At 64.4% G+C, this 13931-nt stretch carries 14 protein-coding genes; 7 read left to right on the top strand and 7 right to left on the bottom strand.

What is annotated here, in order from left to right; translation table 11 throughout:
- Positions 1 to 182 precede the first annotated feature (182 nt).
- The 5 genes from QQK95_RS09655 to hutI are packed head-to-tail and all read right to left on the bottom strand — an operon-like array spanning position 183 to position 6049.
- Complete coding sequence (locus QQK95_RS09655; protein WP_284271464.1) at positions 183 to 761, bottom strand: HutD/Ves family protein; 579 nt, start codon at positions 759 to 761, stop codon at positions 183 to 185.
- 12 nt (positions 762 to 773) lie between these two features.
- On the bottom strand, positions 774 to 2447 hold the full coding sequence (hutU, locus tag QQK95_RS09650; protein WP_284271463.1) for a urocanate hydratase: 1674 nt from the start codon (positions 2445 to 2447) through the stop codon (positions 774 to 776).
- Between the two features lie 23 nt (positions 2448 to 2470).
- Complete coding sequence (hutG, locus tag QQK95_RS09645) at positions 2471 to 3283, bottom strand: N-formylglutamate deformylase (protein WP_284271462.1); 813 nt, start codon at positions 3281 to 3283, stop codon at positions 2471 to 2473.
- Position 3284: 1 nt separating this feature from the next.
- Positions 3285 to 4823: a histidine ammonia-lyase gene (gene hutH / locus QQK95_RS09640; RefSeq protein WP_284271461.1), complete on the bottom strand. Its 1539-nt coding sequence runs from the start codon at positions 4821 to 4823 to the stop codon at positions 3285 to 3287.
- Positions 4820 to 6049 carry an imidazolonepropionase gene (gene hutI / locus QQK95_RS09635; protein WP_284271460.1) on the bottom strand — a complete coding sequence of 410 codons (1230 nt, stop codon included), beginning with the start codon at positions 6047 to 6049 and terminating at the stop codon, positions 4820 to 4822. Before hutI ends, hutH begins: the two co-directional genes overlap by 4 nt.
- Before the next feature lie 97 nt (positions 6050 to 6146).
- Between hutI and QQK95_RS09630 the strand changes: the two genes are divergently transcribed.
- Both QQK95_RS09630 and hutC read left to right on the top strand, forming a co-directional pair.
- Complete coding sequence (locus QQK95_RS09630; protein ID WP_284271459.1) at positions 6147 to 7499, top strand: formimidoylglutamate deiminase; 1353 nt, start codon at positions 6147 to 6149, stop codon at positions 7497 to 7499.
- A complete protein-coding gene (gene hutC, locus QQK95_RS09625; RefSeq protein ID WP_284271457.1) occupies positions 7496 to 8236 on the top strand; it encodes a histidine utilization repressor in 741 nt (246 codons plus the stop codon). The genes QQK95_RS09630 and hutC overlap by 4 nt, the downstream gene beginning before the upstream one ends.
- A 126-nt stretch (positions 8237 to 8362) precedes the next feature.
- Here hutC and QQK95_RS09620 read toward each other — a convergent pair whose 3' ends face one another.
- Entirely contained in the window at positions 8363 to 8707 is a 345-nt protein-coding gene (locus QQK95_RS09620; RefSeq protein WP_284271455.1) for a RidA family protein, read from the bottom strand.
- A gap of 223 nt (positions 8708 to 8930) precedes the next feature.
- Here QQK95_RS09620 and aztA point away from each other — a divergent pair, with 223 nt between their 5' ends.
- The 4 genes from aztA to QQK95_RS09600 all read left to right on the top strand — a co-directional run bounded on the left by aztA (position 8931) and on the right by QQK95_RS09600 (position 12151).
- Positions 8931 to 9749, top strand: a complete 819-nt coding sequence (aztA, locus tag QQK95_RS09615) for a zinc ABC transporter ATP-binding protein AztA (protein ID WP_284271453.1) — start codon at positions 8931 to 8933, stop codon at positions 9747 to 9749.
- Complete coding sequence (gene aztB / locus QQK95_RS09610) at positions 9749 to 10624, top strand: zinc ABC transporter permease AztB (protein ID WP_284271451.1); 876 nt, start codon at positions 9749 to 9751, stop codon at positions 10622 to 10624. The genes aztA and aztB overlap by 1 nt, the downstream gene beginning before the upstream one ends.
- A 26-nt stretch (positions 10625 to 10650) precedes the next feature.
- Positions 10651 to 11586 (top strand): zinc ABC transporter substrate-binding protein AztC, encoded by a 936-nt coding sequence (gene aztC / locus QQK95_RS09605; RefSeq protein WP_284271449.1) that lies wholly within the window; start codon positions 10651 to 10653, stop codon positions 11584 to 11586.
- Between the two features lie 226 nt (positions 11587 to 11812).
- Positions 11813 to 12151 carry a protein tyrosine phosphatase family protein gene (locus tag QQK95_RS09600; RefSeq protein ID WP_140888737.1) on the top strand — a complete coding sequence of 113 codons (339 nt, stop codon included), beginning with the start codon at positions 11813 to 11815 and terminating at the stop codon, positions 12149 to 12151.
- On the opposite strand, the gene QQK95_RS09595 is transcribed toward QQK95_RS09600, so the two are convergent.
- The gene (locus QQK95_RS09595; protein WP_284271478.1) at positions 12148 to 12615 is read right to left on the bottom strand and encodes an Lrp/AsnC family transcriptional regulator; all 468 of its coding nucleotides are present in this window, start codon (positions 12613 to 12615) and stop codon (positions 12148 to 12150) included. The two genes, QQK95_RS09600 and QQK95_RS09595, sit on opposite strands and share 4 nt — an antisense overlap.
- Before the next feature lie 137 nt (positions 12616 to 12752).
- Here QQK95_RS09595 and hppD point away from each other — a divergent pair, with 137 nt between their 5' ends.
- Positions 12753 to 13868 (top strand): 4-hydroxyphenylpyruvate dioxygenase, encoded by a 1116-nt coding sequence (hppD, locus tag QQK95_RS09590; RefSeq protein WP_284271443.1) that lies wholly within the window; start codon positions 12753 to 12755, stop codon positions 13866 to 13868.
- Positions 13869 to 13931 lie beyond the last annotated feature (63 nt).

The raw sequence follows: 13931 nt of genomic DNA, 5'->3' as shown, positions 1-13931 counted from the left end.
TCCGCACCACGACAGAGCGTCATCTTCCGACCAAACTCAAAGACGAGCGCCCCTCGCTCCCGTCGGGTTAGATCGGCGGAGAGGATTCGGGCTTTTTCGTGATGCCGGCAAGAGCTTACGCTATATTTCGCCGGCATTGCGATCATGTTTGGAAACAGGCGGTAACCGTTGACGCGAAAGCGTCAGGCGGCGGCGGTTATCCGCACCACGAACAGCGCCGTATCCCGCGCCGGCTCGACCCGCAGGGCGGGAGCATCCGGCCCGAGCAGCAGCGTGTCGAGCGGCCCGAGGCGAATTGACCCAGCCTCTGGGAAGAAAGCTTCGCCCTTGTGGCAAAGGATGAGGGTCGAACCGGCCCGGGTCGCGATGTCTACAGGCCGTGAAATCGCCAGACGCTCGACCGAATGCAGCGTGCGGCCGCGGCGCGTCATGACATTGAGGTCGGTGATCGGGCCGGCGATCAGCGCGGCACTGGTCGGCAGGTCGGCCGGAAAGAAAAAGGGCTGGGAAGCCGGTGTCAGCCGCGCGGCCGGCCGGCCGGCGATATCGAGCACGATCCCCTCGCCTTCCAGCACCGACAGCGTGCGGTCGATACCGGCAAAGCTGGAAAACGGCCCGCTGCCCTCGACGCGGGCCATCGACACGCGCCAGTCGAAACCGTCGAGGCCGGCACCGTCGGGCGAGACGGCGATCTCGGTCGTCGTGCCGCCGCCGTTCTTCCACGGCATGACGCGGTAGTCGGCGGCACGAAGAATGCGCATGATCTCAACCTATCAGCCGAGAATGCCGGGCAAATTGAGCTGATGCTCCTTGGCGCACTCGATGGCGATGTCGTAGCCGGCATCGGCGTGGCGCATGACGCCCGTCGCCGGATCGTTCCACAACACGCGCTCCAGGCGCCTGGCGGCGTCCTGCGTGCCGTCGGCGACGATGACCATGCCGGCATGCTGGGAAAACCCCATGCCGACGCCGCCGCCATGATGCAGCGACACCCAGGTGGCGCCCGACGCGGTGTTGAGCAGCGCGTTCAGTAGCGGCCAGTCGGAGACGGCGTCCGAGCCGTCCTTCATCGCTTCCGTTTCGCGGTTCGGCGAGGCGACCGAGCCGGAATCGAGGTGATCGCGGCCGATGACGACCGGCGCCTTGAGTTCGCCCTTGGCCACCATTTCATTGAAGGCGAGCCCCAGCCGGTGGCGGTCGCCGAGACCGACCCAGCAGATGCGCGCCGGCAGACCCTGGAACGAGATGCGCTCGCGCGCCATGTCCAGCCAATTGTGCAGGTGGGTGTTGCCAGGCGTCAGTTCGCGCACCTTGGCGTCGGTCTTGTAGATATCCTCGGGATCGCCGGAGAGCGCGGCCCAGCGGAACGGGCCGATGCCGCGGCAGAACAGCGGGCGGATATAGGCCGGCACGAAACCGGGGAAGGCAAAAGCGTTCTCGAAACCTTCGTCCTTGGCGACCTGGCGGATGTTGTTGCCGTAATCCAGCGTCGGCACGCCGGCGTTCCAGAAGGCCACCATCGCCTCGACATGCTCACGCATGGACGCGCGAGCCGCCTTCTCGACCGCCTTCGGGTCGCTGACGCGCCTCTCGCGCCATTCGGCCATGGTCCAGCCCTTCGGCAGGTAGCCGTTGATGGGGTCGTGGGCCGAGGTCTGGTCGGTGACCATATCGGGGCGGATGCCGCGCCTGAACATTTCCGGCACGATCTCGGCGGCATTGCCGAGCAGACCCACGGACTTCGCCTCCCCGGCCTTGGTCCAGCGCTCGATCATCTCCATCGCCTCGTCGAGCGTCTCGGCCTTCTCGTCGACATAGCGGGTGCGCAGGCGGAAATCGATGGAGTCCGGGTTGCATTCGATCGCCAGGCAGCAGGCGCCGGCCATGACGGCAGCCAGCGGCTGGGCGCCGCCCATGCCGCCGAGGCCGCCGGTCAGGATCCACTTGCCCTTGAGGTTGCCGCCATAATGCTGGCGGCCCGCCTCGACGAAGGTCTCGTAAGTGCCCTGCACGATGCCTTGCGTGCCGATGTAGATCCACGAGCCGGCCGTCATCTGGCCGTACATCATCAGGCCCTTTTTATCGAGCTCGTTAAACTTATCCCAGGTCGCCCAGTGCGGCACGAGGTTGGAGTTGGCGATCAGCACACGCGGCGCATCGGCGTGGGTGCGGAAGACGCCGACCGGCTTGCCCGACTGCACCAGCAGCGTCTCGTCCTCGCCAAGCGTCTTCAGCGAGGCGACGATGCTGTCGAAATCGTTCCAGGTGCGCGCCGCCCGGCCGATGCCGCCATAGACGACCAGTTCGTTGGGGTTCTCGGCGACATCGGGGTCGAGATTGTTCATCAGCATGCGCAGCGGCGCTTCGGTCGTCCAGTAGCGGGCATTGAGCTTATCGCCGCGGGGGCTGCGCACTTCACGGATGTTGTGGCGAGGATTGTTCATCATTGTCCCTTTCGGATGGCGGCGGGTCAGCGCCCTGCCCAGTCAATGGCGGTTTGAAGGATCTTGGTCAGTGTGGCGCGCATCGGCGCGGCAAACTCGGCGTCATAAGGCACCGGCCAATTGTCCGGCTCGCCCTTCGCCTCCGGCTCGCGCAGATAGCCGCGATCGGCGAGTTCCATCTGCAACGCATGGTAACCGCCTTGCGGATTGCCGAAGTAGCGCGTGATCCAGCCGCCCTTGAAACGACCGTTGACGACATAGCTTTCACCGCTTTCGGCCATGATCTGGCCGACCAGGTTCTGCAGCGTCGGATCGGCGGTCTGGCCGTCATTGGTGCCGAGGTTGAACACCGGCAGCGTGCCGTAGAACAGGCGCGGCAGCACCGAACGGATCGAGTGGCAATCGTAGATGACGATTTCTTCGTGCAGGCCGCGCAGCCTAACGGCCTGGGCCGCCAGCATTTCATGGTAGGGCACGAAATAGGATATGCGGCGCTGGTCGATCTCCGATGGCGTCGGCTCTTCGCCGGGCAGGTAAAGCGGATCGCCGTCGAAAGTCTCCGTCGGGCAAAGCGTCGTCGTGGTCTGCCCCGGATAGAGCGAAGCGCCGGAAGGATCGCGGTTGACGTCGATGACCGTGCGCGAGATCGACGTATGCACCACCGTCGCGCCGAGGCCGGCGGCAAAATCGTAGAGATTGTCGATCCACCAGTCGCAATCGCGGCGGCCGAGCCAGGGCGAGACCAGCCGGTTGTCGATTCCGGCGAGATCGGTGCCGGTGTGCGGGATGGACACCAGAAGAGGCGCCGTGCCTTCCGTTACTGTCAGCCAGTCGGTCATGTCAGGCTCCCGAGATCGAAGGCAGTGTCACCGCGCCGGCTGCCCTGATCGTCGCACCGCTGCGCACCATGGCGATCGCCTTTTCCATGTCGGGGTGGAAATGCCGGTCGTTGTCGAGATGCGGCACCTCAGCCCGGACCAGTTTGCGTACCGCTTCCAGCGCATTGCTCGACGCCAGCGGCTGGTGGAAATCGCAGCCCTGCGTGGCGGCCAGCAATTCGATGCCGATGACCGCGGTCGCGTTCTCGACCATGCCGATCAACCGGCGCGCACCGTGCGCGGCCATCGAGACGTGGTCTTCCTGGTTGGCCGAGGTCGGGATGGAATCGACTGATGCCGGATAGGCCTTCTGCTTGTTTTCCGAGACAAGTGCGGCCGCCGTCACCTGCGGGATCATGAAGCCGGAGTTCAGGCCAGGCTTGGGCGTCAGGAAGGCCGGCATGCCTGATAGCGCCGGATCGACCAGCATGGCGATGCGGCGTTCCGACAGCGAGCCGATCTCGCAGACGGCCAGTGCGATCATGTCGGCGGCGAAAGCCACCGGCTCGGCGTGGAAATTGCCGCCGGAGAGCGCGGTGTCGTCCTCGGCGAAGATCAGCGGATTGTCGGTCACGCCATTGGCTTCGGTGCCGAGCGTATCGGCAGCCTTGCGCAAGACATCGAGCGCGGCGCCCATCACCTGCGGCTGGCAGCGCAGGCAGTACGGATCCTGCACCCGCTCGTCGCCGACACGATGCGATTCACGGATGGCGCTGCCGGCCATCAGATTGCGCAGCGCCTCCGCCGTCTCGATCTGGCCGCGGTGCTTTCTCAAGAGATGGATGCGGGGGTCGAAAGGCGCGTCGGACCCCTTGGCGGCATCGGTCGACAGCGCGCCGGCGACCAGCGCCGACTGGTAGAGCACTTCGGCCTCGAACAAAGCGGCGAGCGCATAGGCGGTCGAGAACTGCGTGCCGTTGAGCAGCGCCAGGCCTTCCTTGGCGCCAAGCGTCACCGGCTCGAGGCCGTGCGAGACGAAGGCGACCTTGGCCGGGAAACGGCCATGCGGGGTAAAGCATTCGCCGACACCGATCATCACCGCCGTCATGTGCGACAGCGGTGCGAGATCGCCGGACGCTCCGACCGAGCCTTGCGCCGGCACCACCGGGATGACGTCGTTGGCGAGCATCGCTTCCAGCAAATCGATGGTTTCGGGGCGCACCCCGGAGGCACCTTGCGCCAGGCTCGCAAGTTTCAGCGCCATCATCAGCCGGGCAACGGCAACCGGCATCGGCTCGCCGACGCCGGCGGCGTGCGACAGCACGATGTTGCGCTGCAAGGTCTCGAGATCGGCGGCGGGGATGCGCACGCTCGCCAGTTTGCCGAAGCCGGTGTTGATGCCATAGACCGGCTCGCCCTTGGCGACGATCCGCGCAACGGCCTCGGCGCTCGCCTTGATTTTTGGACGGCAGGCCTCATCCAGCTTCGGCACGGCGCCACGGTAGATGGCGCGCCAGTCGGCGAGCGTCGCATTGCCGGGCTTCAAGGTCAGTTCGGTCATTGTCCTCTCCAGATGCGGGCATGCAGCGGGTTGAAGCCCATGCGGTAAACGAGTTCGGCGGGGCGCTCGATGTCCCAGACCGCCAGGTCGGCGGATTTGTCGGCTTCCAGCGTGCCAGTCTGCTTCAACAATCCCAGGGCACGCGCCGCCTCGCGGGTGACGCCGGCGAGGCATTCATCGACTGTCAGGCCAAAGAGAGTCGCGGCCATATTCATGGTGAGCAACAGCGAGGTGAGCGGCGAGGTGCCGGGATTGCTGTCCGTCGCCACCGCCATCTTCACACCATGACGGCGGAACAGGTCGATCGGCGGTTTCTTGGTCTCGCGGATGAAGTAATAGGCGCCGGGCAGGATGGTCGCCACCGTGCCGGCCTTCGCCATCGCGGCAGCCCCCGCCTCGTCGGTGTATTCGAGATGGTCAGCTGACAGTGCCCCATAGCTGGCGGCAAGCGCGGCGCCGTGCAGGTTGGACAGCTGGTCGGCGTGAAGCTTGACCGGCAGGCCCAGGGCCTTGGCGGCATCGAAAACGCGCGCCATCTGCTCCGGCGAGAATGCTATGCCTTCACAAAAACCGTCGACCGCATCGGCCAGTCCGTCGGCGGCAACCGCGGGAACAATCTGCTTGGCGACCAGATCGATAAAAGCGTCCTTGTCTCCCTTGGCTTCAGGCGGCAAGGCGTGGGCAGCCAGACAGGTCGTACGGATCGTCACCGCCCGTTCGCCGCCCAGCCGGCGGGCGGCGCGCAGCGACTTCTTCTCATTGTCGAGGTCGAGGCCATAGCCCGATTTGATTTCGACTGTCGTGACGCCTTCGGCCATCAGCGCATCGAGGCGCGGCAGCGTCTGGGTGACGAGCTCGTCCTCGTTTGCCGCGCGTAGCGACTTGACCGAGGACACAATGCCGCCGCCGGCCCGGGCGACTTCTTCATAGGTGGCGCCGGCCAGCCGCATCTCGAATTCGTTGGCGCGGTTGCCGGCATAGACAAGATGCGTGTGGCAATCGATCAGGCCCGGCGTGATCCAGCGGCCCTCGCAATCGACGGTCTCCGCGCCCTGCCCCGCCGAAGCCGGCATGTCCGCTTCGGCACCGGCATAAACGATGAGACCATCGCGCACGGCGATCGCGCCTTTCTCGACAATGCCGAGGCCGGCCACACCATCGGCCATGGTCGCCAGGCGCGCATTGCGCCAGACACGATGGCCGCTCTTCCCGTTTGCTCCACCCATCATCTTTTCCATTTGAAAGGACGGCGATTATGTATATACATATTGAAACGCGACGCAAGTGGTCTCGTCGCACAGGCATGCAGATTTGGAGACGGACGTGACGGCGATCTTTGCGGAACAGGCGCTGCTGCCGAATGGCTGGCAAGGCAATGTCAGGATCGCGCTCGATGGCGGCCGCATCGCCTCTGTCGAAGCGGGCGCAGCACCGCGGGCCGGCGACGAGCGCTGCGCCATTCTCGTGCCGGGCATGCCCAACCTGCACAGCCACGCCTTCCAGCGCGGCATGGCCGGCCTGGCTGAGCTTCGCGGCCCTTCCGCAGACAGTTTCTGGAGCTGGCGCGAGGTGATGTACCGCTTCGCGCTGTCGATGACGCCCGACCAGGTCGAAGCGGTCGCCGCGCAGCTGTATGTCGAGATGCTGGAAGCCGGCTTTTCCCGCGTCGGCGAATTCCATTATCTGCACCATGACCGCGATGGAAACCCCTACGCCAATCTCGCCGAGATGGCCGAGCGCATTGCGGCGGCAGCCGGCGAAACTGGCATCGGCCTGACCCTGCTGCCGGTGTTTTATGCGCACTCCTCCTTCGGCGGCGCGGCTCCGAACGAAGGCCAAAGGCGATTCATCAACGATGTGAATCGGTTCTCCCGGCTTGTTGAGGAGTCTCGCGAATCGGTTCGCGTGTTGAATCAGGCTGTTGTCGGTGTCGCGCCGCACAGCCTGCGCGCCGCCACGCCGGAGGAATTGACCCAAGTTGCTGCCTTGGCGCCGAATGGGCCGATCCACATCCACGTCGCCGAACAAGTCAGGGAGGTCGAGGACTGCCTCGCCTGGTCCGGCGCGCGCCCTGTCGAATTCCTGCTGGCCAACACCGAGGTCGATCAGCGCTGGTGCCTGATCCACGCCACGCACATGACCGATGCGGAAACGATCGGCATGGCCAAGAGCGGCGCCATTGCCGGGCTTTGCCCGATCACCGAGGCCAATCTCGGCGACGGTACGTTCGCCGCGCCGCTTTTCAGGGAGCATGGCGGCCGCCTCGGCATCGGCTCCGATTCCAACGTGCTGATCGGCCTGCCGGATGAGCTGAGGCAGCTCGAATATTCGCAGCGCCTCGCCCATCGGGCCCGCAATGTGCTGGCCGTCGCCGGTGGTTCGACCGGGCGTGCGCTGTTCGATGCCGCGCTTGACGGTGGCAGCGTGGCGCTCGGCGCCGGCGCCTCGCAGATCGCCGCCGGGAGAGCCGCCGATCTCGTCTCGCTCGACGCCAAGAGCCCCTCGCTGGCCGGCAAGACCGGCGACGCGATCCTCGACGCCTGGATCTTCGCCAATGGCAGCAAGGTCGACTGCGTCTGGGTGCATGGGCAGAAACAGGTTAGCGGCGGCCGGCACGCCAGGCGCGAAGCCATCGCCGAGCGCTTTCGCGCCGTGATGACGGCGCTTTCGGCATGAGCACGGTCGAGACGGCAGATGCGGACAGCGGCGGTTCGCTGCATCAGCGCATCCTGTCCGACATCAGCGAAAAGATCCTGTCGGGTGCCTGGGCGCCCGGACATCGCATTCCGTTCGAGCACGAACTGACGACCGAGTACAATTGCTCGCGCATGACCGTGAACAAGGCGCTGTCGCAGCTGGCCAAGGCCGGGCTGATCGAACGCCGCCGCCGCTCGGGCAGCTTCGTCCGCCGGCCGCAGTCGCAGGCAGCGGTGCTGGAACTGCACGACATCAGGATCGAGGTCGAAGCGCTTGGCCTGCCTTACCGATACGAGCGGCTTGAACAGTTGAAGCGCCGCAGCAACGCGGAGGACAGAGCGCTGCTCGGGCTTTCCGCCGCCGGGTCGGTGCTATGGATCGAAGGCCTGCATTTCGCCGGCCAACGGCCATTCGCACTCGAGCAGCGCCTGATCAATCTTTCCGCGGTTCCGGAAGCCGGGGACGAAGAGTTTCTGGAGATCGCCGCCGGCCCCTGGCTGATCGGCCGCGTGCCCTGGAGCGAGGCCGAACACCGCATCCGTGCCATGGCCGCCGATAAGGCTATCGCCGACGCGCTCGACATCGATCCGGGCGCGCCCTGCCTGGTGGTCGAGCGCCGCACCTGGAGCGCTGAACACCCGGTTACCCATGTGCGGTTTATCTATCCGGCGGAAAGCCACACGCTGGTGGCAAGATTCACGCCGTCGCACGGGTGAGGCCTCTTACCCTCCCCCTTGTGGGGAGGGTCGCTGCGAAGCAGCGGGGTGGGGGTCGGCGCCAGCCCCCATCCGGACCCGCGGTCCGACCTCCCCACAAGGGGGATTTAGAAGGCCGGCCGTGTTTTAGATCGCCGCCGTGACAATAATCTCGACCAGATATTCCGGGCCGGCGAGCTTGGCTTCGCCGGTGGCGCGGGCTGGGGTGTGGCCCTGCGGCACCCATTTGTCCCATTCAGAATTCATCTCGGCGAAGGTGCCCATGTCGGCCAGCCAGATGATCGCCTGAACGATCTTGGTCTTGTCGGTGCCGGCCTTGGCCAGCAATTCGTCGATGGTCGTCAGGATGTCGCGGGTCTGCGAGGCGACGTTACCGCCGGGCTCGCCGACCTGGCCGGCCAGATAGACGGTGTTGCCGTGGATGACGATCTGGCTCATGCGCGGGCCAACATCGATGCGACGAATGCTCATGGGAGGTTCCTTCCTGTTAGGGGTGGGGCCTGTTTAGAGTTGGCTTGGGCTTCGGGCAAGGCCGCCGGCGCCAAATCCCCTTGGACCAGCGAGAAGCGCGATTCACGGCAAGTTGAGCCGCCGGTCGCAATTCCGCTCGATTGGCTTGTTGACTAATGTAATAACATCACATATCCAATCGGCCCCTGTCCGCGGCCGGATTTTGCTGCTTCCACGGAACGACATGACCCAGACCTGCCTGACATTCCGTGACCTGACGCTGGGCTATAACAGCCACCCGGCGATCCATCATCTCGACGGCACGATCCGCAAGGGCTCGCTGACCGCCGTGGTCGGTGCCAACGGCTCCGGCAAGTCGACGCTGATGAAGGGCATTGTCGGGGTGTTGAAGCCGATGGCCGGCGAGGTTGTTCGCGCGCCAGGCGTGCGCGCCGCCTACCTGCCGCAGCAATCGGAACTGGACCGATCCTTCCCGGCGCGCGTCGTCGACCTGGTCTCGCTCGGTCTCTGGCCGAAGCGCGGCATGCTCGGCCGCTACACATCAGAGGATCGCGCGGCGGTCAGCCAGGCGCTGATGGCGGTCGGCCTTGGCGGCTTCGAGAAGCGGCCTATCGATACGCTGTCGGGCGGCCAGTTGCAGCGAACGCTGTTTGCCCGGGTGCTCTTACAGGATGCCGACCTCATCCTGCTCGACGAGCCGTTCAATGCCGTCGATGCCAAGACGGTCGGCGATCTGATCGCCCTGATCAAACGCTGGCATGGCGAGGAGCGCACCATCATGGTCGTTGTCCATGATCTCGAACTGGTCCGGCAGAATTTCCCCGAAACCCTGCTTTTGGCCCGCCAGGCGATCGCCTGGGGCGAAACGCGCGAGACGCTGAAGCCGGAAAACCTGCTGCGAGCCCGCCGCTTCCACGAAGCCTGGGAGGAGAACGCGCCCTGGTGCGAGCCGGACGGGCACGCCCACGATCATGCGCATGGGCACGATCATCATGGCCATGATCACGACCATCACCATGACGTCGGACCGAGGGCCGCCTGATGGACGCGCTCTACGGTCTTTTCATCGCGCCCTTCGCCGATTTCGGCTTCATGCAGAGGGCGCTGTTCGGCTCGCTGATGCTGTCGCTCGGCGCCTGCCCCATCGGCGTCTTCCTGATGCTGCGGCGCATGAGCCTGTCGGGCGACGCCATGGCCCATGCCATCCTGCCGGGCGCTGCCGCCGGCTTCCTGTTCTACGGGCTGGAAATCCTGCCGATGACCATCGGAGGGCTGATCGCAGGCATCATCGTGGCGCTCGGCGCCGGTGCCGTCTCGCGCTTCACCATCCAACGCGAGGACGCCTCGATGGCGGCCTTCTATCTGATTTCGCTCGCCATCGGCGTGCTGATGGTGTCGATCCGCGGCTCCAGCGTCGATCTCATGCATGTGCTGTTCGGCACGGTGCTGGCGCTCAACAATGAGGCGCTGACCCTGATCGGCGGCATCGTCGCGCTAACACTGGTCAGCCTCGCCATCTTCTGGCGGGCGCTGGTCGCCGAATGCCTCGATCCGCTGTTCCTGCGGTCGGTCAGCCGGATGGGCAGCCCGGTGCATTTCATCTTCCTTGGCCTCGTCGTGCTCAACCTCGTCGGCGGTTTCCAGGCGCTGGGCACGCTTCTGTCGGTCGGACTGATGATGCTGCCGGCAGCAGCCGCCCGCTTCTGGACGGTGCGCGTCGAGCCGATGTGCGTGCTGGCCGTGCTGATCGGCTTTGCCTCCTGCATCGCCGGATTGCTGTTGTCCTACCACGCCTCTCTGCCGTCCGGCCCGGCCATCATCCTGTCGGCTGGCGTCGTGTATTTCGCCTCGATCCTGTTCGGCACGCGCGGCATCCTGCGCGCCCGCATCATCCATCACCGTCACAGAACAGCCTGATCCCCCGCCCCTGAAGGAGACCGCTTATGCTGAAATCCATCCGTGCCGCCCTGGCGATGAGCGTTATAACATTAACCGCCCTTGGCGCATCGTCGGCTTTCGCGTCGCCACTGAAAGTCGTCGCCAGCTTCACGGTCATTGCCGACTTTGCCAAAAACGTCGGCGGCGATCGTGTCGACATCACCACCATCGTCGGCCCGGATGGCGATGCCCATGTCTATGAGCCGAGCCCCGCCGACGCGGTCGCCATGGCCAAGGCCGATATCGTGCTGGTCAACGGCCTGCATTTCGAAGGCTTTTTGCAGCGGCTGGTCGATGCCAGCGCCACCAAGGCCTCGATCGTCACCTTGACCACGGGCGTGACGCCGATCGACTTCAAGCCTGAGTTCGCCGACGCGGCCGAAGGCGCCGGAAGCGGCAGCGGCAAGACTGTTACCGACCCGCATGCCTTTCAGTCGATCGCCAATGCCAAGATCTATGTGAAGAACATCGCCGAGGCTTTCTGCGCGGCCGACAGCGAGGGCTGCGTCAGCTACCAGACCAATGCCGCCGCCTACACCAAGAAGCTCGACGCGCTGGAAGGCGAAGTGAGGGCCGCGATCCAGTCGATCCCCGAGGCAAAGCGCGTCGTCATCACCTCGCATGACGCCTTCGGCTATTTCGAGCACGAATACGGCCTGATCTTCCTCGCCCCACAAGGCATCTCGACCGATTCCGAACCGTCGGCCGCCGATGTCGCCAAGCTGGTCGAGCAGGTGAAGCAGGACAAGGCGGAGGCGATCTTCGTCGAAAACATCACCAACCCGCGCCTGATCGAACAGATCGCCAACGAGACCGGCATCAAGGTGGGCGGCACGCTCTATTCGGATGCGCTGTCGCAGCCCGACGGCCCGGGCTCGACCTATATCGACATGATGCGCAACAACATCCGTCAGATCAAAGGCGCGATCCTCGGCAGTTGAGGAGCGCCGTTCCCGGAAAGGCGGAGCCGGTCTCCGCCTTTTCTCGGCTAAGGCCTTCCAGCCCGAACTGTGTCGCGGTCTGCCCAATCCGTTTCCGGACTGGGCGGCTTGAGTTGGAATCCTCGCCGGAAACGTCTATCTCTGCAGAACGATTTCCGCCGGCGGATTGCCGGCCACGTCGGGGAGTGGCAAGACTCCCCGCAAATCAGATTGCGAGGATGCTGCGATGGAATACCGCGAAATCAGCGACGATTATTCGGTCTCTGGCCAGATCCAGCCCGAAGATGTCGCCGCCATCAAGGAAGCCGGTTTCAAGAGCGTCATCTGCAACCGGCCGGACGACGAGCAGCCCGGCCAGCCTTCGGCCAAAAGCATCGGATCGGCGGTCGAAGCCGCCGGCCTCGCCTTCCGCTATATCCCCGTCATAAGCGGCCAGATCACCGCGGAGAATGTCGAGGACCAGGCCGAGGCGCTGGACGAATTGGAAGGCCCGGTGTTCGCCTATTGCCGCTCCGGCGCGCGCTGCACGAATCTGTATGGGCTGATCCAGCAGTCGAAGGGCTAAATCGGCAGCGCGCCGGTTTCCTTCAAGGTTTCAAGCACTATCGCCGTCTTCACATGCTGCACGGACTCGTGCGGCAGGAGCACGCCGTTGACGAACTCCGACAGCGACTTCAGGTCAGGCGTGACAACCTTCAGGATGTAATCCATCTCGCCGGTCAGCGCGTGCGCCTCCTGCACTTCCGGCAGCCGCGCCACCAGTTCACAGAAGCGTCGCGCATTGTCGCGGTTGTGGGTGGCCAGGGTCACCGAGATGACGTTGACCAGCGAGAAGCCGAGCTTGTCGCGGTCGAGCACTGCCCGATAGCCCTTGATATAGCCGTCCTCCTCCAGCCGCTGGCGGCGGCGCGAGCATTGCGATGCCGACAGGTTCACCCGTTCCGAGAGATCGTTGTTGGTCAACCGCGCATCACCCTGCAGGAGCGCCATTATCTTGCGGTCAAACTGATCAATGCGCGCGTCATCCATGGTTTTGTCTCTCATCATGCATGCTTCGCGCATGACATCATCATTTCAAGCGTTTGAATGCAAGCACCATGCGTCGGCTCCGCGTTATGATGGCATCAGATGGCCTTTTCGGGCCAAGCCAGCTTTGGAGGAATGCCATGGGTCCCTTCCCGCACGACGCCCCGCCCGCCAGGATCAGCAAGGACAACCCGGCCGGCACCGATGGTTTCGAGTTCGTCGAATTCGCGCATCCCGAGCCGCAGAAGCTGGCCGAACTGTTCACCCGCATGGGCTATGTGGCGGTGGCCAAGCATCGCAGCAAGGACATCACCGTCTGGCGCCAGGGCGACATCAACTATGTCGTCAACGCCGAGCCGGGCTCGCATGCGATGAAGTTCGCCGACAAGCACGGCCCGTGCGCCGCCTCGATGGCCTGGCGCGTGGTCGATGCCAAGCATGCGTTCGACCACGCCGTCTCGAAAGGCGCCACGCCTTACGAAGGCGCAGACAAGGCGCTCGACGTTCCGGCTATCGTCGGTATCGGCGGTTCGCTGCTCTATTTCATCGACGCCTACGGCAAGAAGGGCTCGGCCTACGACGCCGAATTCGAGTGGCTCGGCGCGCGCGATCCGCGGCCGCAAGGCGTCGGCTTCTATTATCTCGACCACCTGACCCACAATGTCTATCGCGGCCAGATGGACAAATGGTGGGATTTCTACCGCGAACTGTTCGGCTTCAAGCAGATCCATTTCTTCGACATTGACGGCAAGATCACCGGCCTGGTCAGCCGCGCCATCACCTCGCCCTGCGGCAAGATCCGCATTCCGCTCAACGAATCCAAGGACGAGACCAGCCAGATCGCCGAGTATCTGAAGAAATACAATGGCGAGGGCATCCAGCACATTGCGGTCGGCACCGACGAAATCTACGCCGCCACCGACAGACTGGCCGAGAACGGCCTGAAGTTCATGCCCGGCCCGCCGGAAACCTATTACGACATGTCGTACGACCGGGTGAACGGCCATGACGAACCGATCGAGCGGATGAAGAAGCACGGCATCCTGATCGACGGCGAAGGCGTGGTCGATGGCGGCATGACCAAGATCCTGCTGCAGATCTTCTCGAAAACCGTGATTGGGCCGATCTTCTTCGAATTCATCCAGAGGAAGGGCGACGAAGGCTTTGGCGAAGGCAATTTCCGCGCTTTGTTCGAATCGATCGAGCAGGACCAGATCAAGCGCGGCGTGATCAAGGTGGACGGCAAGGCGGCGTAGGACCGACTCAATCAGCCTTCTTGCGTCGCGATCAATTATGACCTAAATTATGGTCATAAAGGA

The organism is Mesorhizobium huakuii (assembly GCF_030160235.1).
GTDB classification, from domain to species: domain Bacteria; phylum Pseudomonadota; class Alphaproteobacteria; order Rhizobiales; family Rhizobiaceae; genus Mesorhizobium; species Mesorhizobium huakuii.
This window is presented reverse-complemented; position numbering and strand designations above follow the sequence as displayed.